The sequence below is a fragment of the Pseudomonas marvdashtae genome, from assembly GCF_014268655.2.
Taxonomy (GTDB): Bacteria; Pseudomonadota; Gammaproteobacteria; order Pseudomonadales; family Pseudomonadaceae; genus Aquipseudomonas; species Aquipseudomonas marvdashtae.
Genome location: NZ_JABWQX020000001.1, coordinates 3,413,201 through 3,432,030, shown reverse-complemented (window position 1 = coordinate 3,432,030; position 18,830 = coordinate 3,413,201). Strand labels below are relative to the sequence as shown.

Sequence of the window (18,830 nt, the reverse complement as noted above, 5' to 3'; positions counted from 1 at the left end):
TTTATAACTCAAGCATGCCCGCCAAGTGAGCAAGCTTCGCCGCAGCGGGCATGCTTGACGTTAGACCGGGAGCAGCGTCCTGGCCAGCTCGATAAACGCCAGGGTTGCCGGCGAGGACTGGCGGCGGTCGAGCACCGCCAGGCCGATCTGCCTTGGAATCGGAGGCGACAGAGGCCGAAAAACGAACCCTGGATTCTCGATGGAAGGCAACGAGCCTTCAGACACCACACTCACCGCGTCCCCGCGGCTGACAATATCCAGCGTACTGAGCAGTTGCGAGCAGCGATAGCGTACGTTCGGAGTGAGTCGCGCGCTATTGAACAGCCGCCAGACCAATTCCGACGAGCCCGCCTCGGTGAGTATGAAGGGGTCGTCGCACAGATCCCTGAGCTCAACGCTGGTTCGGGCGGCGAGGGGTGGGCGGCGGGCAACAGGGCGACCATCTGGTCCTCCATCAAGGCGAACGTATCGAGGCGTTCTTCGGGTAGCACCACGAAACCAACGTCGATACGCCGTTCATCCAGCCATTGGAGCACCTGACGGTCCGGCCCTTCGTCGACATGCACCTCGATTCCCGGGTGCAAGGCGCGGTAGCGCCGCAGGATGGTCGGAAGCAATTTCATCGAGGAAGTCGGGCCGAACGAGCCTATGCGCAAGGTCCCGCGTCGCATGCCCCGGGCGTCGGCGGCTTCCTGGCGCAAGGTATCGGCTAGTCCGAGCATCGCCCTGGCTCGCAACAACAGTTGCTGGCCGATGTCGCTGGGCTCCACAAGGGATTGATGGCGTCGGAACAATTCGACGCCCAATTCCTGTTCCAGGGATTTGATGGCGTGCGACACCCCGGACTGACCGATCCCCAACCGTATTGCCGCAGGAGTGAAGCCGCGGAGTTCGGCGACCAGCGAAAAGATTTCCAGTTGGGTCAGGGTCATGAGTAAAAGCTCATTTTACGATGATGAGACATGAGAGTAACGATACATCATCCCAGTGATACGGGACTCGGATAAATCTCAAATTAGGTGAAGCGATGACCTCTGGCGAACACGCCGTTCCAACACCTTCCGATCTGCCGGTCTACTTGAAGCTCGCCATGGTGACCATGATCTGGGGCGGGACCTTCGTCGCCGGCAGGATCCTCTCCGATGCCCTGGCCCCAATGTTTGCCGCCAGCCTGCGCTTTCTGCTGGCGAGTATCGCGTTGCTGATGTTTCTCGGCCTGGCCCGCATCCCCCTGGCCAAGCCCAGCCTGAAGCAGGGCCTTTGGTTGGCGGTGCTGGGTTTCTTCGGCATCTTTGTCTACAACCTGTGCTTCTTTTACGGCTTGCAGCACATCAATGCGTCGCGGGCCTCGCTGATTGTGGCGTTGAACCCGGCGGTGATCGGGTTGGCGTCCTGGTGCCTGTTCGGGGAGCGGCTGGGTCGCTTGAAAGTCGCCGGCATCCTGTTGTGCATCGGCGGGGCGGGGTTGGTGATCGTCAACCGTGATCCGTCCGTGCTGCAGACCACGGGACAGGGTTGGATGGGTGACGTGCTGATTTTTGGCTGCGTGCTGGGCTGGGGGATCTATTCGCTGTTTTCCAAGGGCCTGAGTGAGAGTCTGGGCCCTCTGCAGACTGTCACCTGGTCGATCCTGCTGGGCACCTTGATGTTGTGGGTGGCCTGTGCCGCCAGTGGCGATATCCATTTTGGTGCTTTGTCAGCCCTGGATATCAGGCAATGGCTGAGCCTGCTGTATCTCGGCGTGCTGGGCTCGGCGCTGGCCTATATCGCCTGGTATGACGGTATCCGCAAAATCGGCGCGACCCGTTCCGGGGTGTTCATCGCGCTTAATCCGCTGACGGCGGTATTGCTCGGTGCGTTGCTACTCGACGAACGGCTTACGGCGATGATGTGCGTGGGCGGGGGGCTGATCCTGACGGGAATTTTCCTGTGCAACAAACCGCTTGCGCGTTCGGCTGCAAAGGCGATTTGATACCCAAGACGGACAAACAGGGTTACGCTGTGTAGAATCCGTTTACGCATATAAGAATAACGTCTTCTGGCAGCAGAAGCCTCGCCCGCAAGAGCCTTGGGTCGACAATGAAGATACTTGGGTTTCAACTGATCTACGGCGACTACCTCGCCCGCAGCGTTCGTGGTATTTCCTGCGCGCCGCCGCGTGCCCTCAGCATCACTGGCAACTAACGTTTCTTGTTAATTGATTAAGCATGATGAGGCGCCAACATGGCAGATCTATACGAAAACCCGATGGGCCTGATGGGCTTTGAATTCATCGAATTCGCGTCCCCTACACCCAACACCCTGGAGCCGATCTTCGAGATCATGGGCTTCACCAAAGTTGCCACGCACCGTTCCAAGGACGTGCACCTGTATCGCCAGGGCGCGATCAACCTGATCCTCAACAACGAGCCCAATAGCGTGGCGTCCTACTTCGCCGCCGAGCATGGCCCGTCGGTGTGCGGCATGGCGTTCCGTGTCAAAGACTCGCAAAAAGCCTACCAGCGCGCCCTGGAACTCGGCGCCCAGCCGATCCATATCGAAACCGGCCCGATGGAACTGAATCTGCCGGCGATCAAAGGCATCGGCGGCGCGCCGTTGTACCTGATCGACCGTTTCGGCGAAGGCAGCTCGATCTACGACATCGATTTCGTCTTCCTTGAAGGCGTAGACCGCAATCCAGTCGGTGCCGGCCTGAAAATAATTGACCACCTGACGCACAACGTCTATCGCGGACGCATGGCCTATTGGGCGAACTTCTACGAGAAGCTGTTCAATTTCCGCGAGATCCGCTACTTCGACATCAAGGGCGAATACACTGGCCTGACGTCCAAGGCCATGACCGCCCCGGATGGCATGATCCGCATTCCCTTGAACGAAGAGTCGTCCAAGGGCGCCGGGCAGATCGAGGAGTTCCTGATGCAGTTCAACGGAGAAGGCATCCAGCACGTGGCCTTCCTGACCGACGACCTGATCAAGACTTGGGATGCGCTGAAGAAGATCGGCATGCGCTTCATGACCGCACCGCCGGACACCTACTACGAAATGCTCGAAGGCCGCCTGCCGAACCACGGTGAACCGGTAGATGAACTGCAATCGCGCGGCATCCTGCTGGACGGCGCTTCCGAGCAGGGCGACAAGCGCCTGTTGCTGCAAATTTTCTCGGAAACCCTGATGGGCCCGGTGTTCTTCGAATTCATCCAGCGCAAGGGCGACGACGGCTTCGGCGAAGGCAACTTCAAGGCACTGTTCGAGTCGATCGAGCGTGACCAGGTGCGTCGTGGCGTGCTTGCCACCGAGTGATGCCTGACCCATGAAAAAACCCGCCTGGCTGTGATGCCTGGCGGGTTTTTTATTTCCGGTGGGTGCTTGGCCTTCAGGCCCTGCGCCGCTGTCGCACCAGATGCTTGAACCCTTCGAACACCAGCACCGCCACCGCCATCCAGATGGGAATGTAGGTCAGCCACTCTTGCGCCTCGATGCTTTCCCCCAACAGCAGCGCGACGCCCAGCAACAGCACCGGCTCGACATAGCTCAACAGTCCGAACAGGCTGAACGGCAGCAGCCGGCTGGCAACGATGTAGGCCACCAGCGCCGAGGCACTGATGACGCCCAGCACCGGGATGAGTAGCGACAGCCACGGGTATTGATCGAAGACGCCGAAACCCTGTTCACCGCTCTGCACGAACCACAATGCCAAGGGTAGCATCAGCGTCATGTCCAGCCAGAGCCCGCCCAGGTTGTCGGTGCGCAGGCGTTTGCGCAAGATGAAGTAGATCGGGTAACCCACCACCACCAGCAACGTCGCCCAGGAAAGCCCGCCGACCTGGTAGAGCTCGTTGAGCACTCCGAGGGTGGCGAAGAACACGGCGATTTTCTGAAAGCGCGAGAGGCGTTCGCCATAGACAATACGGCCGGTCAGCACCATCGACAGCGGCAACAGGAAGTACCCCAGCGACACATCCAGGCTGTAGCCATTGAGCGGTGCCCACATGAACAGCCACAGCTGCGCGCCCATCAACGCCGAAGAGGCCATCGCCCCGAGCAGCAGTTGCGGTGTGGCGACCAGGCGCTGGACGAGATCCGAGACCAGTTTCCACTCCCGCGAGATCAGCATGAAGGCCGTCATGCACGGCATCGTCAGCAGCATGCGCCAGCCGAAGATCTCCAGTCCGGTCAGGGGCGTGAGCAGCGAGGTGTAGTAGTACATGACGGCGAACAGGGCGGAAGCCGAGACCGATAGAACGATGCCTTTGGACACGGGTGCCTCTTGTTATTGGGACTACCGTTTTACCTGTGGCGAGGGAGCTTGCTCCCTCGCCACGGTTATATGGGTTGCATACTACTACGTGCGCGGTACGCGCCCCGGCACGAAGTGGCTCATGTCATTGAAGCCCGGTGTCGAAGCATGCCCCGGTGTCACCAATGAATCGATGAAGGCTTCGTCGTCCGCCGTGATCTGCACCGCCTGCGCCTTGGTATACGCGTCCCACTGCTCCTCGGTGCGCGGCCCGACGATGGCCGACGTGACGGCGCGGTTGTTCAGCACCCAGGCGATGGCGAACTCGACGATACCCACGCCGCGTTCCTGAGTGTATTGCTGGATCTGCTGGGCAATGCGCAAGGACTCGACCCGCCATTCGGTCTCCAGGATGCGCTTGTCCTGGCGGCCGGCGCGGCTGTTGGCATCCGGCGCCACGTCCGGCGCATATTTGCCGCTGAGCACGCCACGGGCGAGGGGGCTGTAGGGCACCACGCCGAGGCCGTAGTTCTGCGCGGCGGTGATCTGTTCGGTTTCCGCCTGGCGATTGACGATGTTGTACAACGGCTGGCTGATCACCGGCCGGTCGACGCCCAGATCGTCGGCGATACGAATCACCTCGGCGATGCGCCAGGCGCGGTAGTTGGACAGGCCCCAGTAACGGATCTTGCCCTGGCGAATCAGATCGCCAATGGCCGACACCGTGACCTGCAACGGCGTGTTGTGGTCTTCGCGGTGCAGGTAATAGATGTCCAGGTAATCGGTGCCCAGGCGCGTCAGGCTGGCCTCGATGCCATTGAACAGATGCTTGCGGCTCAGGCCGCTGCGGTTGGGCACACCGTCCGGCGGGCCAAAACCGACCTTGGTGGCGAGCACCCACTCCTGGCGATGACGGGCAATCGCCTCGCCGACGATTTCCTCGGAGCGGCCGTTGGTATAGACGTCGGCCGTGTCGATGAAGTTGATGCCCTGGTCCCAGGCCTTGCCGATGATCCGCAGTGAATCCTCGGTGCTGGTCTGTTCGCCGAACATCATGGTGCCCAGGGTCAGCGTCGAGACTTGCAACCCGGAATGACCCAGCGTGCGATAGCTCATGGACAAGATCCTTTTTATCGATGGGAAAGGTCCAATCAAATACCAGAACCGCCGCTTGGATCCAACTGATTTATCAAATCCTCTGGTCAACGTGGGAGCAAGCTCCCACGGGGTAACGGGGTCAGGCCCGAAGCGTACGGGTCATGCGCAACGCCAGCAGGCTGCCGCAGACAATCACGCCGGCCAGCAGGTACAGCGCCGCATCGGTCGAGCCGGTGGCGTCCTTGACCCAGCCGACCAGATAGGGGCTGAGGAAACCGGCCATTTGGCCCATGGAGTTGATCAGCGCCAACCCGCCGGCCGCCGCGCCGGCGCTGAGCAGGGCGGTGGGCACCGGCCAGAACATTGGCAGGCCGGTGAGGGCGCCCATCGTGGCGATGGTCAGGCCGAGGATGGCGATCGCCGGCGTGGTTGCGAAGTTGACCGCGATCAGCAGCCCGGCCGCGCCCATCAGCATCGGCACCACCAAATGCCAGCGACGCTCCTTGTGCAAGTCCGCCGAACGGCCCACCAGCAACATGAACACCGCCGCCAGCAGATAGGGAATCGCGCTCAGCCAACCGATCACCAGGTTATCGCTGAAGCCCAGGTTCTTGATGATTGACGGCAGCCAGAAGTTGATCGCGTACACGCCGCTCTGGATGCAGAAATACACCAGGCCGAACGCCCAGATCGCCGGATTCTTGAACACCGCCGCCAAGGAGTCGGTTGTGGTTTTCGGCTTGTTGGCCAAGTCTTCCGCGTGGTCGGCGGTGAGCACGGCGCGTTCATGGTCAGTCAGCCATTTGGCGTTGGCGAAGGTGTCGCTGAGCAGGAAAAACGCCAGTGCCCCGAGGATCACCGTCGGGACGCCCTGCAACAGGAACATCCACTGCCAACCCGCGAGGCCACCTTGACCGGCGGCGAAATGATTGAGGATCCAACCGGAAAACGGACTGCCCAAAAGGCCGGACACTGGAATGGCCGACATGAACAGCGCCATGATCCGGCCGCGACGGAACGTCGGAAACCACTGCGAGAGATACAGCACCACGCCAGGAAAGAACCCGGCCTCGGCGGCGCCAGTGAACAGCCGCAACGTGTAGAACTCGGTCGGCGTGGTGACGAACAGCAGGCAGGTCGACAGCGTGCCCCAGGTGATCATCATCAGCGCGATCCAGCGCCGCGGGCCGAATTTGGTCAGGGCCAGGTTACTTGGCACGCCGCAGAGCACGTAGCCGATGAAGAAGATCCCGGCGCCGAGGCCGTACACGGTTTCGCTGAACTTCAACGCGTCGAGCATCTGCAACTTGGCGAAGCCAACGTTGACCCGGTCAAGGTAGTTGAACAGGTAGCAGATGAAAATGAACGGGATCAAGCGCAGGGTTATGCGCTTGTAGACGGTATTTTTTTCGTCGGGGGTAGCCAGGAGGGCTGCTGCGCTCTGGGACATGGCGGGTCTCTCTTTATTATGATTTTGGCGTGCCAAGGGGTAACGTTGACCGCACCTTGAGTCTCGGCCAGGCCAAGGTCCTGTGTCTTTGTGCCAGGGCACAGGGTTTGGATGCCGACCCTGTGCGCCTGACCAAACCCACGCCTAAAACAACAATCACGCCGCTTGCAAGGACCATCGCCCATGTTCGAACTCGATCACGACCTGGCGCAGGACATCGTCGACCGGGCGATGGCGATTCTTCCCTATAACGTCAACGTCATGGACAACCAGGGCCTGATCCTTGCCAGCGGCGAGCGCGAGCGCATCAATACCCGCCATGAAGGCGCGCAGCTGGTGCTGGCCAATGGTCGGGTGGTGGAAATCGACGAGCACACCGCGGTGCACCTCAAGGGCGTGCAGCCGGGGATCAACCTGCCGCTGATGCTCGATCAACGATTGATCGGGGTGCTAGGCATCACCGGCGATCCCGCACACCTGCGCACCTACGCCGAACTGGTGCGCATGACCGCCGAAATGCTGCTCGGCCAGCGCAACCAACAGGCCGAGCAGCAATGGCGCCGCCAGCGCTGCGATGATTTGCTGGCCTTGTTGCTGGGTGACGCCGGGGATTCGCCACGGCTGCTCGACGAAGCCCTTCAAATGGGCCTCAAGCCGCAATTGCCGCGGGTACCCTATCTGTTTGAACTGGGCCTGGAGCATGGCCCCGGCCAGACGGTCGAGGCGCTGAGCGCATGGCTGATGTCGCGCTATCCGGACAGTTGGTGCCTGACCTCGTCGAAATCGTCGTTGCTCTGGTGCCGGCCCGTCACAGCGTCGGTGGAAAACGAGCGGCTGCTGGCCAAACTCGATGGGCTCGGCTGGAACATCCTGCGGGTGGCGGTGGGTGGCCAGGCCGATGGGTTGGCGGGCTTGCGCCGCTGCTACCGGCGCGTGGCGGACCTGCTCGCCTATGGGCGCGATGTCCTGCCGCAATCGCGCTTGCTGATCCTCAACCGTTATCGATTGCCGGTGATGCTTTGGCGGCATCGCAGCGACGATGCACTCGATGAACTGCTGACGCCGTTGCGCAAAGTGATCGCCAAGGACAGTAACGGGCAGTTGCTGGCGACCTTGCGAAGCTGGTGCGAACACGACGGCCAGAGCCAGGCCTGCGCCGACGCCCTGGGGATCCACCGCAACAGCTTGCGTTATCGCATGGAGCGCATCGCTGAGCTCAGCGGCGTCGACCCCCTCAGGCTGGACGGAATGTTGGCGTTGTACCTGGGCGTGCAGCTATTGCCGCAGTCATCTACGTAGCCGCCCGTGGGCGAGGACGCTTGCTCGCGCTGGACTGCGCAGCCAGGCCTTTGTGAATTTGAACAATAATGTCCAAGCCGTTTTGTGCGGCGGACCGGCGTCAGGGCTGCGGCCAGCTGGCAGCATGCTGTGCACGGAACCGGAGAACAAAAAATGAAAATAATCATCGCCCCCGACTCGTTCAAGGACAGCCTCAGCGCCCAAGGCGTCGCCGAAGCCATCGCCCGAGGGCTGGCAGAGATCTGGCCAGACGCGCAGCTGATCAAATGCCCGATGGCGGACGGCGGGGAGGGGACGGTGGAAGCCGTGCTGGCTGCCTGCAACGGACAGTGGCGTGAGGCTCGGGTTCGCGGTCCGCTGGGCGCCGCTGTCGACGCGCGTTGGGGCTGGTTGCCCGACAGCCGCACCGCAATCATCGAGATGGCCGAGGCCAGCGGCTTGCAATTGCTGCCGCCGGAGCAGCGCGACGCCTGTTCCAGCAGCACCTTTGGCACCGGCGAACTGATCCGCGCAGCGCTGGACGAAGGCGCCGAGCGAGTCATCCTGGCGATTGGCGGCAGCGCCACCAACGACGGCGGTGCCGGTGCGATGCAAGCGCTGGGCGTCGCCTTGCTGGACGAACACGGGCACTCGCTGCCGCCCGGCGGCCTCGCCCTGGCCAACCTGGCGCGCATCGATCTGAGCCAAATGGACCCGCGCCTGGCCGGCGTGCGTTTCGAGATCGCCGCCGATGTCGATAACCCATTGTGTGGGCCCCATGGCGCGTCAGCCGTGTTCGGCCCGCAGAAAGGCGCCTCCGCCGAGCAGGTGCAACGGCTGGACGGCGCGCTGGGGCACTTCGCCGGACACTGCGCCCAGGTGTTGAACCGCGACGTACGCGACGAGCCGGGCAGCGGCGCCGCCGGCGGCCTGGGGTTTGCCGCCAAGGCGTTCCTCCAAGCGCAGTTTCGTACCGGCGTGGAAGTCGTTGCGCAGTTGACCGGCCTGGCCGACGCGATCAACGGCGCTGACCTGGTCATCACCGGTGAAGGCCGTTTCGATGCCCAGACCCTGCGCGGCAAGACGCCTTTTGGCGTGGCCCGCATCGCCCGACGCCACGGCGTACCGGTGCTGGTCATTGCCGGCACGCTGGGGGAGGGTTACCAGGCGCTGTACGAGCACGGCATCGATGCGGCCTTTGCCCTGGCGAACGGACCGATGACGTTGCAAGAAGCCTGCACCGATGCGCCACGCCTGTTGAGCGAGCGGGCGCGGGACATCGCCCGGCTCTGGCGCGTCGCGGCCCGTTGATCTCGCCGCGCCGCCTCGGCCGCCGGCAGATTGCCTTCCAGAGATTGACCCGCCTGCACACCCTGCGTAGCCTTGCGTCTTCGAGGTTCTTTGGCGTGTGCCAAAGCTAAGAAGGGAACGCGGTCCAAGCCGCGGCTGCCCCCGCAACTGTGAACGGTGCCGTTCCTGCCAGGCCACTGTGCAAGTCCTTTAAAAAAAGGCGCACGGGAAGGCGCAGGAAACGCCAGTGCAAGGCTTTGCAAGACAAGCCCGGACTGGCCCGCCGAAAGCCAGGAGACCTGCCTCGACAACAGATTCTCACTACAACCGGGCGGGGTGATCCGGTGGCGAAATCTTCCGCGCGTGCCTGCCTGCGGTTGTCGTCCCGTTTGCCCGCCACCTTGCCAAAGGGCATCCGATGAAAACACTGGCCAAACTCCCCGTCACCATCGTCACCGGTTTCCTCGGCTCGGGTAAGACCACCTTGCTCCGGCACATGCTCGACAATGCCCAGGGCCGGCGCATTGCAGTCATCGTCAACGAATTCGGCGAGCTGGGCATCGACGGCGAAATCCTCAAGCAGTGCTCCATCGGTTGCACCGAAGAAGAAGCCAACGGCCGCGTCTATGAACTGGCCAACGGTTGCCTGTGCTGCACGGTGCAAGAAGAGTTTTTCCCGGTGATGCGCGAGTTGGTCGCCCGGCGCGGCGACCTTGACCACATCCTCATCGAAACCTCCGGCCTGGCATTGCCAAAACCCTTGGTCCAGGCTTTCCAGTGGCCGGAAATCCGCAGCGCCTGCACGGTCGATGCGGTGATCACCGTGGTCGACAGCCCGGCCGTGGCCGCCGGCACTTTTGCCGCATTCCCCGATCAGGTCGATGCCCAGCGCAAGCTCGATCCGAACCTGGACCACGAATCACCGCTGCACGAGCTGTTCGCCGATCAACTGGCCAGCGCCGACTTGGTGATCCTCAATAAAGCCGACCTGATCAGCCCCGAAGACCTGGCCCGAGTCCGTCTGGAAGTCGCTGAAGAACTGCCGCCAGCGGTCAAGGTCATCGAGGCCAGCAGCGGTCGCCTGCCCCTGGACGTGCTGATCGGCCTGGGCGCCGGCTCCGAAGAACACATCGATGGGCGCCACAGTCATCACGATCACCACCATGACGGCGATGAAGACGACCACGATCACGATCACGACGCCTTCGATTCGATTTCCATCGAGCTGCCCCAGGCCGATGAAAGCCTGCTGCTGGACGCGCTGACGCAACTGGTGGTCCAGCACGGCGTGCTGCGGGTCAAGGGTTTTGCGGCAATCCCGAACAAGCCGATGCGCCTGCTGATCCAGGGCGTCGGCACGCGTTTCGACAAGCATTTCGACCGCCAGTGGGGCGCCGATGAAGCGCGGGTCACCCGGCTGGTGCTGATCGGCCAGGCGCTGGATGCCGCGTTGCTTGAAGCGCAGTTGCGCGCTGCCCTCAGCGCCTAAGCCATGCACCTGCTCAGGACCCAGCCCGGCGGTTTCGTGTCGGATGACAACATTGCCGACCTCGGGCAAACCCCCGCCGAGCTGGTGATCCTGTGCAGCGGCGATTCCAGCCTGGCGCTGCTGGCCGAAGCGGCGCGACAGTTGCCGGACGACTTCCCGGATTTTCGCCTCGCCAACCCGATGCAGGTGCAGAACCACGCCTCGGTAGACCTGTACGTCGACGACGTGCTGCGTCATGCCAAGGTCATTCTGTTGTCGCTGCACGGTGGCATCGGCTATTGGCGCTACGGCATCGAGCGGCTGATGGAACTCGCCGGGCGCGGCGTGAAGCTGATCCTGGTGCCGGGGGATGATCGCCCCGATCCGGAGCTCAGCGACCTGAGCAATGTGCCCTTCGAGGATCGCGACCGGCTCTGGCAGTTCCTGCGCCAGGGGGGATTGGGTAACGCCCTCAACTTGTTTCACCACCTGGGCAGTCAATGGTTTGGCCGCGATTACCCGTGGGCCGAACCGCAGCCGCTGCCGCGCACGGCTATTTACCATGCCGAGAAAACCAACGCGACCCTGAACGATTGGCAAGCCGACTGGCAGGCCGATCAACCGGTCGCGGCAGTGCTGTTCTACCGTTCTCACCTGCAAGCAGCGAACACGGCGTTCATCGACGTGTTCTGCCAGCGCTTGCAAGCGGCAGGGCTGAATCCGCTGCCGATTGCCGTGGCCAGCCTCAAGGAACCCGGCTGCCTGGCACAGGTGGAAGATTGGCTGGAAGAGATAGAGGCGGGCGTGATTCTCAACACCACCGGCTTCGCTCAATCGAGCCCTGAAGCACCGCACCTGCGGCCGTTTCGCCGCAACATCCCGGTGATCCAGGCGATCTGCGCCCAGGATAATGAACCCGGCTGGCGCGCCAGCGAACAGGGCCTGGGGCCGCGCGACCTGGCGATGCACATTGCCTTGCCCGAGCTGGATGGCCGGATCATCAGCCGTCCTGTCAGTTTCAAGGACCTGGCCTGGCGCAGCGAGCGCAGCCAGAGCGATGTGGTCTGCTACCGGGCGGTGCCGGAGCGCATGGACTTCGTCGCCGAACTGGCCCGGCGCTGGACCTGCTTGGCGCGCCTGCCCAACGTAGAGAAACGCGTGGCGCTGATCCTCGCCAACTACCCGACCCGGGACGGGCGCATCGGCAACGGCGTCGGGCTGGACACCCCGGCGGCGGCGCTGAATATCCTGCGCGCCATGCAGGCCGAAGGTTATCCGCTGGCGACCGAATTGCCGGACAGCGGCACTGCGTTGATCCAGCAGTTGCTCGGCGGTGTCAGTAACGACCTGGACAGTCTCGACCTGCGGCCCTGCCATCAAAGCCTGGCGCTGGACGCTTATCAACGCTTGTTCGACGCGCTGCCCGAGGCCAATCGCCAGGCGGTGTGGGAACGCTGGGGCGCGCCCGAGCAGGACCCGATGTTCCGCGACGGCCGACTGATGATCGCCGGCTTGCGCCTTGGCCTGACGTTCGTCGGTATCCAGCCGGCGCGCGGTTATCAGGTCGACCCGAGCGCGGTGTACCACGACCCGGACCTGGTGCCGCCCCATGGCTACCTGGCGTTTTATTTCTGGTTGCGCCACACCTACGGCGCCCACGCGGTGATTCATGTCGGCAAGCACGGCAACCTCGAATGGCTGCCGGGCAAGGGCGTCGGGCTGTCGGAGAACTGCTGGCCGGATGCGTTGCTCGGGCCGCTGCCGAACATCTACCCGTTCATCGTCAACGACCCGGGTGAGGGTGCCCAGGCCAAGCGTCGGACCCAGGCAGTGATTATCGACCACCTGATGCCGCCGCTGACCCGGGCCGAAACCTATGGGCCGCTGCGTAACCTGGAGCTGCTGGCCGACGAATATTACGAGGCGCAACTGCTCGACCCGCGCCGCGCCCGGGAGCTGCAACGGGACATCTTGAACCTGGTGCGCGAGACCCACATCGACCGCGAACTGCAACTCGATGCCGCGCTCGACAGCGACGCCGACGCCGCGATCTGGCTGCCGCGCCTGGACACTTACCTCTGCGATTTGAAGGAGTCGCAGATCCGCGATGGGCTGCACATCTTCGGCGAGTCGCCCGCCGGGCGGCTGCGCATCGACACCTTGCTGGCGTTGCTGCGCATCCCCCGAGGCGACGGCAAGGGCGCTCAATCGAGCTTGCTGCGGGCGTTGGCGAAGGCGTTCGGGTTGGGGTTCGATCCGCTCGATTGTGCCCTGGCCGAACCCTGGGAAACGGACCGTCCCGCGGCGTTGCGCGAGGTCAGCGACGAGCCATGGCGCACCGTCGGCGACACCCGCGAGCGCCTGGAGCTGTTCGCCGCAGGGTTGATCGAACAAGCACTGGCAGGCGAAGTCGCATGGCTCGACGCGCCGGGCTGGGAAGCTGTCGCGGACATCATCGAGCATCTGCGCTCGGTCGTCGCGCCGCGCCTGGACGCTTGCGGCCCAGCGGAAATGCGCGGCTTGCTCGACGCCTTGGGCGGTCGCTTTGTCCCGGCCGGCCCCAGTGGCGCGCCGAGTCGCGGGCGCCTGGACGTGCTGCCTACCGGCCGCAACTTCTTTTCCGTCGATGTGCGCAACCTGCCCACCACCACCGCGTGGCGCATCGGCTTCCAGTCGGCGAACCTGATCCTCGAACGGCATTTGCAAGACCATGGCGACCACTTGCGCCAACTTGGCCTGTCGGTATGGGGCACCGCCACCATGCGCACTGGCGGCGACGACATTGCCCAAGCCATGGCATTGATGGGCGTGCGCCCGGTGTGGGCCACGGGCAGCCAGCGGGTCGATGATTTCGAGATCTTGCCGTTGAGCCTGCTGGACCGGCCGCGGGTCGATGTCACGCTGCGGGTGTCCGGGTTCTTCCGGGATGCCTTCGCCAACCTGATCCGCTTGTTCGATGCGGCGGTGCAAGCCGTTGCGGCCCTTGATGAACCTGACGACATGAACCCGTTGGCGGCGAAAGTCCGTGGCGAGCGCGAAGCCTTGCTGCAATCGGGCGTGCCGTTGGAAGACGCCGCGCGCCAGGCCGGCTGGCGGATCTTCGGCGCCAAGCCCGGTGCCTATGGCGCGGGTGTGCAGGGCGCCATCGACGGTCGTCTCTGGCAGAGCCGAGAAGACTTGGCGCAGGTGTACCTCAATTGGGGCGGCTACGCTTATGGCTCAGGCGATCAGGGCACTGCGGCGCGAGATCAATTCTCCCGGCGCCTGAGCCAGGTCCAAGCGGTGTTGCAGAACCAGGACAACCGCGAGCACGACCTGCTCGATTCCAACGATTACTACCAGTTCCAAGGCGGTATGCTCGCGGCGGTCGAAACCCTGAGCGGTCAGCCGACAGCCAGTTACCACGGCGATCACAGCCAGCCTGACCTGCCCAGGATTCGCACCCTGAAGGAAGAACTGAACCGGGTCATCCGCTCCCGTGCGGCCAATCCGAAATGGATCGCCGGGGTCAAGCGCCACGGCTACAAAGGCGCGTTCGAACTGGCTGCGACCGTGGATAATCTGTTCGCCTTCGACGCCACCACGCAGTTGATCGACGACCACCAATACGCCTTGCTGGCCGACGCTTACCTGCTCGACCCGGATACCCGGGATTTCGTTCGCCAGCACAACCCCGACGCGCTGCGAGACATGACCGAGCGCATGCTCGAGGCGCAGCAGCGGGGGATGTGGCAGGATCCCGGTGAATACCGCGAGGCGCTGGAACATCTGTTGTTGGACATTGAAGAAGATGGCTGACTTATCGATGATCGACGCGGGCCCCTGTGGCGAGGGAGCAAGCTCCCTCGCCACAGGGGATCTTCATACTTCATGAGACATCTCACATGACCGATACCCCCCATTTCCCGCTCTCCGCCGTGGTCGGCGCCGATGACCTGAAGCTGGCGCTGTGCCTGGCCGCCATCGACCCGAAGATCGGCGGCGTGCTGATCGAAGGCCCGCGAGGGATGGCCAAGTCCACCCTGGCCAGGGGGCTGGCGGACCTGCTGGCGAGCGGGCAGTTCGTCACCTTGCCCCTGGGCGCCACCGAAGAGCGGCTGGTGGGCACCCTCGATTTGGACGCGGCATTGGCGCAGGGGCGCGCGCAGTTTTCCCCCGGCGTGCTGGCCAAGGCCGACGGGGGCGTGCTGTATGTCGATGAAGTGAACCTGCTGCCCGATCACCTGGTGGACTTGCTGCTCGATGTCGCGGCCAGCGGTACCAACCTGATCGAGCGCGACGGCATTTCCCATCGGCATTCGGCGCGCTTTGTATTGATCGGCACCATGAATCCGGAAGAGGGTGAATTGCGTCCGCAACTACTCGACCGCTTCGGCCTGAACGTAGTGCTGGACGGCCACACCGCACCTTCCGAGCGCGGGCAGATCATTCGCCGGAGACTGGATTTCGACAGCGACCCCGCGTCGTTTTGCACCGAGTGGGAACCGGCCCAGCAGCAACTGCGCGAACGTTGCGAGCAGGCGCGGGCGCGGTTGGCGCAGATCCCGCTGGATGACGCGGCGCTGGGGCAGATTACCGAGCGTTGCTTTGCCGCCGGAGTCGATGGTCTGCGCGCCGACCTCGTCTGGTTGCGCGCCGCCCGCGCGCATGCGGCCTGGCGTGGCGCGGATGCCATTGCCGACGAGGACATCGATGCGGTCGCCGAGTTTGCCCTGCGTCATCGCCGACGCGGCCACACCGCGCCGGCACCGGAACCGTCCCAGGCCCCGCAGTCGAGTCCGAACGAGGCGAGCAGGCCCAGCGAAGGCCAGGGCCAATGGGGCGACTTGCCGGCCAGGGCGTTGCCCATCGGCGCCCGGCGTGATGTGCCGAGCTGGCCAAAAAAGCCCTAGGCATTCGCCCCCGTTCGCTGGCGGGGGCGAATGCCAGACCCCGTCCGGGACGGTTGGACCAGGGCCGTCAAGGCCGAAGCAAAACCGCAACCGGCGGCGTGGTGGACTGGCCGGGCACCTTGCTCAACGGCCGTCCACGCCTGCCTGCGGACCTGCGCTTCACATGGCGCCAGCGCTCAGCCCATGAGCTGTGGCTGGTGATCGTCGACGCCTCGGCTTCGACCCGTCGCCATCAGGCCTTGAGCGACGGCAAGGGTCTGCTGGCGCAACTGTTCGACGATGCCTACCGACAACGCGCCCGATTGGCGTTGCTGACGGCCAGCGGTGGCGCTCCGGTCTGGCATGTGCAAGGTCTCAAGGCCGCCATTGGCCTACGTGACTGGCTCGATACGCTGGGCGCCGGTGGCGGCACGCCGTTGCTGGCGGCGGTGAACGAGGCCGGGCGCTGGCTCGCGGCCCGGCGCAAGCGCTTCCCGGCGGAGCAACAACGGGTGCTGCTGATGACCGATGGGCGGGTGAAAGCAGGCACGTCGCTGCCGTTGCTCGAATGCCCCAGCCTGTTGATCGACATCGAGCGCGGGCCGATTCGCCTGGGCCGGGCGAAGCAGTTGGCGGGCCAGTTGGGGGCTGAGTATCGCCATCTTGATGAGGGCTGATGGGTTTGCGCATGACCGCTCCATGCTCAGGCAACCCTTCCAGGAGTGAACCATGCGCGCACTCGTCACCGTCCCCCAGTGGAGGTTTCGCGCGGCCGGGCCCTCGCGCGGTGGCGCAGAATCTGCCGTAAAAGCCGCCCTGATGAGGCGTTTTACGCACCATAACTGCCCTCAAACCCACACAAACACGGGTGCAACGCCCGTGTCTGGAGCATCCCGCAAAGTCTGCTGAGCGGGCCCTGAAAAACGGTGGTTTGTACCAAGCGGCCACTCTTTTTAACGGTTTTTCCACGGTCTCATGGTGTTGTAATGAAAACGTGATGCAGCGTTGCACCGATGCTTCACGAACGGCGTCAATGTTTGCCTCGTCATGCCTTCAACAACAAACCAGGACCGCACACATGAGCTTTCTTCGACCCAAGTACATCACCTTCGACTGCTACGGCACGTTGACCAATTTCCAGATGGGCAGCATGACGCGCGAGCTGTTCGCCGACCGCGTCGATGCCGGGCAGATGGACCAGTTCGTCAAGGATTTCGCCGCTTATCGCCTGGACCAAGTGATGGGTGACTGGCGGCCGTATGATGAAATCATCAAGACCTCCCTCATGCGGGTCTGCAAGCGTTGGGGCGTCGAATACCGCGGTGAAGGCCAGCTCTATTACGATGCCGTTCCAACCTGGGGCCCCCACGCCGATGTGCCGGCGGGCCTGTCGAAAATCGCCGACAAGATCCCCCTGGTGATTTTTTCCAACGCGATGGACGAGCAGATCATGTCCAACGTCGACAAGCTCGGCGCGCCTTTCTACAAAGTCTTCACGGCCCAGCAGGCCCAGGCCTACAAGCCGCGCCTGGCGGCGTTCGAATTCATGCTCGATAACCTTGGCTGCGGGCCGGAGGACGTCTTGCATGTGTCGTCGAGCTTTCGCTACGACCTGATGCCGGCCCACGACATGAAGATCAAGAACAAGGCCTTCGTCGCCCGTGGTCACGAGCAACCAGGCAATGCGGTCTATGGCTACCACCAGATTCCGGACATCGGCGGGTTGCCCGGTCTGGTCGGGCTCTGAGTTGAGCGCACTCTTCAAGGTAAGGGGTTAGACATGGGCAGTGAGTCCTATTGGCTCGATACCGCACCGGCCTTCACCGGTGCCCAGCTCGGCGGGTTGCCCGGGCAGGTCGATGTCGCGATCGTCGGTGGCGGTTTCACCGGCCTGGCCGCGGCCCGTGCCCTGGCCTTGAAGGGCGCGAGCGTGGCGGTGCTGGAAGCTGGAAGGGTGATCGGCGAGGCGTCGGGGCGTAACGGCGGGCAGTGCAATACGGGTGTCGCCCAGGATTATGCCTCGCTCACCGCCAGCCTCGGCGCCGAGAAAGCCCGGGCGTATTACCAGGCCTACGAAAGCGCCGTGCACAGCGTGGTCTCGTTGGTGGAGCAGGAGGGGATTGCCTGCGACCTGACGCGCAACGGCAAGCTCAAATTGGCCGCCAAGCCGATGCACTACGAAGGGTTGGCGCGCACCTGTGAATTGATCCGCAAGGAAGTGGACGCCGAGGTGCAATTGCTGTCCGCGCAGGAGGTTCGCGCCGAGGTCAATTCGGCCCAGTTCCACGGTGGCCTGCTGCAGCGCAACGGTGTGCAGATGCACGTTGGGCGCTTTGGTGTCGGCCTGGCCGAGGCGGCGGCGCGTCACGGCGCGTTGATCTTCCAGGGCGTGGAGGTGAAGGATTGGAAAGCCAGCGGCAGCGGCTACCAAGTCAATACCAGCAAAGGCGTGCTGCACGCGTCCCAGGTGCTGCTGGCCACTGGCGCCTGCCAGCAAGGCGGGCTCGGTTGGTACCGACGGCGCATCGTACCCGTTGGAAGTTTCGTGGTCGCCACCGAGGTATTGCCCCAGTCGCTGATCGACAGCTTGCTGCCGGCACGCCGCTCCTACGTTACCAGCCGCATGATCGGCAATTACTTTCGCCTGACCCCCGACAGCCGTTTGCTGTTTGGCGGTCGTGCGCGGTTTGCCATGTCCGACAGTGTTTCCGATGCCAAGAGCGGCAAGGTGCTGCAGGCGGCGATGGTGCAGATGTTCCCGCAACTGGCCGACGTGAAGATCGACTATTGCTGGGGCGGGCTGGTGGACATGACGTCCGACCGCCTGCCCAGGGCCGGCCAGCACGGCGGGGTTTATCACTCCATGGGCTACAGCGGCCACGGCGTGCAGATGTCGGTGCACATGGGCCAGGTCATGGCGGATGTCATGGCCGGGAATGTCGAGGCAAACCCCTGGCGGGAACTCGACTGGCCGGCGATTCCCGGGCACTTCGGCAAGCCCTGGTTCCTGCCGCTGGTAGGCGCGTATTACCGCCTGCAGGACTACCTACACTGATTTCAAGGCTGCGCTTTGCGTTTCAACAGCCGTTTCAACATCCCGTTGCGTCGACCGTGCGCAACCGAGCCCCTATCACTTGC

At 63.5% G+C, this 18,830-nt stretch carries 13 protein-coding genes, 1 pseudogene and 1 riboswitch; of the genes and pseudogenes, 10 read left to right on the top strand and 4 right to left on the bottom strand.

The window, feature by feature from the left end; translation table 11 throughout:
- Nucleotides 1–60 precede the first annotated feature (60 nt).
- A pseudogene (locus tag HU742_RS15345) lies at nt 61–932 on the bottom strand (LysR family transcriptional regulator).
- 95 nt (nt 933–1,027) lie between these two features.
- On the opposite strand from HU742_RS15345, the gene HU742_RS15340 reads away from it, so the two are divergent.
- Together HU742_RS15340 and hppD are read left to right on the top strand one after the other, a co-directional pair.
- Entirely contained in the window at nt 1,028–1,972 is a 945-nt protein-coding gene (locus tag HU742_RS15340; protein WP_186641848.1) for a DMT family transporter, read from the top strand.
- A 251-nt stretch (nt 1,973–2,223) separates the two neighbouring features.
- A complete protein-coding gene (gene hppD, locus HU742_RS15335) occupies nt 2,224–3,300 on the top strand; it encodes a 4-hydroxyphenylpyruvate dioxygenase (RefSeq protein ID WP_186615560.1) in 1,077 nt (358 codons plus the stop codon).
- Between the two features lie 73 nt (nt 3,301–3,373).
- Here hppD and rarD read toward each other — a convergent pair whose 3' ends face one another.
- From rarD to HU742_RS15320, 3 genes are all read right to left on the bottom strand, one after another.
- Nucleotides 3,374–4,258 carry an EamA family transporter RarD gene (gene rarD / locus HU742_RS15330; RefSeq protein WP_186645314.1) on the bottom strand — a complete coding sequence of 295 codons (885 nt, stop codon included), beginning with the start codon at nt 4,256–4,258 and terminating at the stop codon, nt 3,374–3,376.
- 84 nt (nt 4,259–4,342) lie between these two features.
- A complete protein-coding gene (locus HU742_RS15325) occupies nt 4,343–5,353 on the bottom strand; it encodes an aldo/keto reductase (protein ID WP_186641846.1) in 1,011 nt (336 codons plus the stop codon).
- A gap of 121 nt (nt 5,354–5,474) precedes the next feature.
- Nucleotides 5,475–6,785 (bottom strand): MFS transporter, encoded by a 1,311-nt coding sequence (locus HU742_RS15320; protein ID WP_186641845.1) that lies wholly within the window; start codon nt 6,783–6,785, stop codon nt 5,475–5,477.
- Between the two features lie 183 nt (nt 6,786–6,968).
- Between HU742_RS15320 and HU742_RS15315 the strand changes: the two genes are divergently transcribed.
- The 8 genes from HU742_RS15315 (at nt 6,969) to HU742_RS15280 (ending at nt 18,747) form a co-directional block, all read left to right on the top strand.
- Nucleotides 6,969–8,084, top strand: coding sequence for a sugar diacid recognition domain-containing protein (locus HU742_RS15315; protein WP_186645313.1), 1,116 nt, complete (start codon nt 6,969–6,971; stop codon nt 8,082–8,084).
- A gap of 153 nt (nt 8,085–8,237) precedes the next feature.
- Entirely contained in the window at nt 8,238–9,374 is a 1,137-nt protein-coding gene (locus HU742_RS15310; RefSeq protein WP_186645312.1) for a glycerate kinase, read from the top strand.
- Nucleotides 9,375–9,440: 66 nt separating this feature from the next.
- Nucleotides 9,441–9,674: riboswitch (cobalamin riboswitch) on the top strand.
- A 97-nt stretch (nt 9,675–9,771) separates the two neighbouring features.
- A complete protein-coding gene (gene cobW, locus HU742_RS15305; protein WP_186645311.1) occupies nt 9,772–10,842 on the top strand; it encodes a cobalamin biosynthesis protein CobW in 1,071 nt (356 codons plus the stop codon).
- A 3-nt stretch (nt 10,843–10,845) separates the two neighbouring features.
- Nucleotides 10,846–14,619, top strand: a complete 3,774-nt coding sequence (cobN, locus tag HU742_RS15300) for a cobaltochelatase subunit CobN (protein ID WP_186645309.1) — start codon at nt 10,846–10,848, stop codon at nt 14,617–14,619.
- Between the two features lie 86 nt (nt 14,620–14,705).
- Entirely contained in the window at nt 14,706–15,713 is a 1,008-nt protein-coding gene (locus tag HU742_RS15295) for a magnesium chelatase ATPase subunit I (protein WP_186645307.1), read from the top strand.
- Between the two features lie 53 nt (nt 15,714–15,766).
- Nucleotides 15,767–16,369 carry a vWA domain-containing protein gene (locus HU742_RS15290; RefSeq protein ID WP_225923581.1) on the top strand — a complete coding sequence of 201 codons (603 nt, stop codon included), beginning with the start codon at nt 15,767–15,769 and terminating at the stop codon, nt 16,367–16,369.
- A gap of 401 nt (nt 16,370–16,770) precedes the next feature.
- Nucleotides 16,771–17,439 (top strand): haloacid dehalogenase type II, encoded by a 669-nt coding sequence (locus HU742_RS15285; protein WP_186641833.1) that lies wholly within the window; start codon nt 16,771–16,773, stop codon nt 17,437–17,439.
- Nucleotides 17,440–17,472: 33 nt separating this feature from the next.
- Nucleotides 17,473–18,747, top strand: coding sequence for an NAD(P)/FAD-dependent oxidoreductase (locus HU742_RS15280; protein ID WP_186645305.1), 1,275 nt, complete (start codon nt 17,473–17,475; stop codon nt 18,745–18,747).
- The last annotated feature ends 83 nt before the right edge of the window (nt 18,748–18,830 follow it).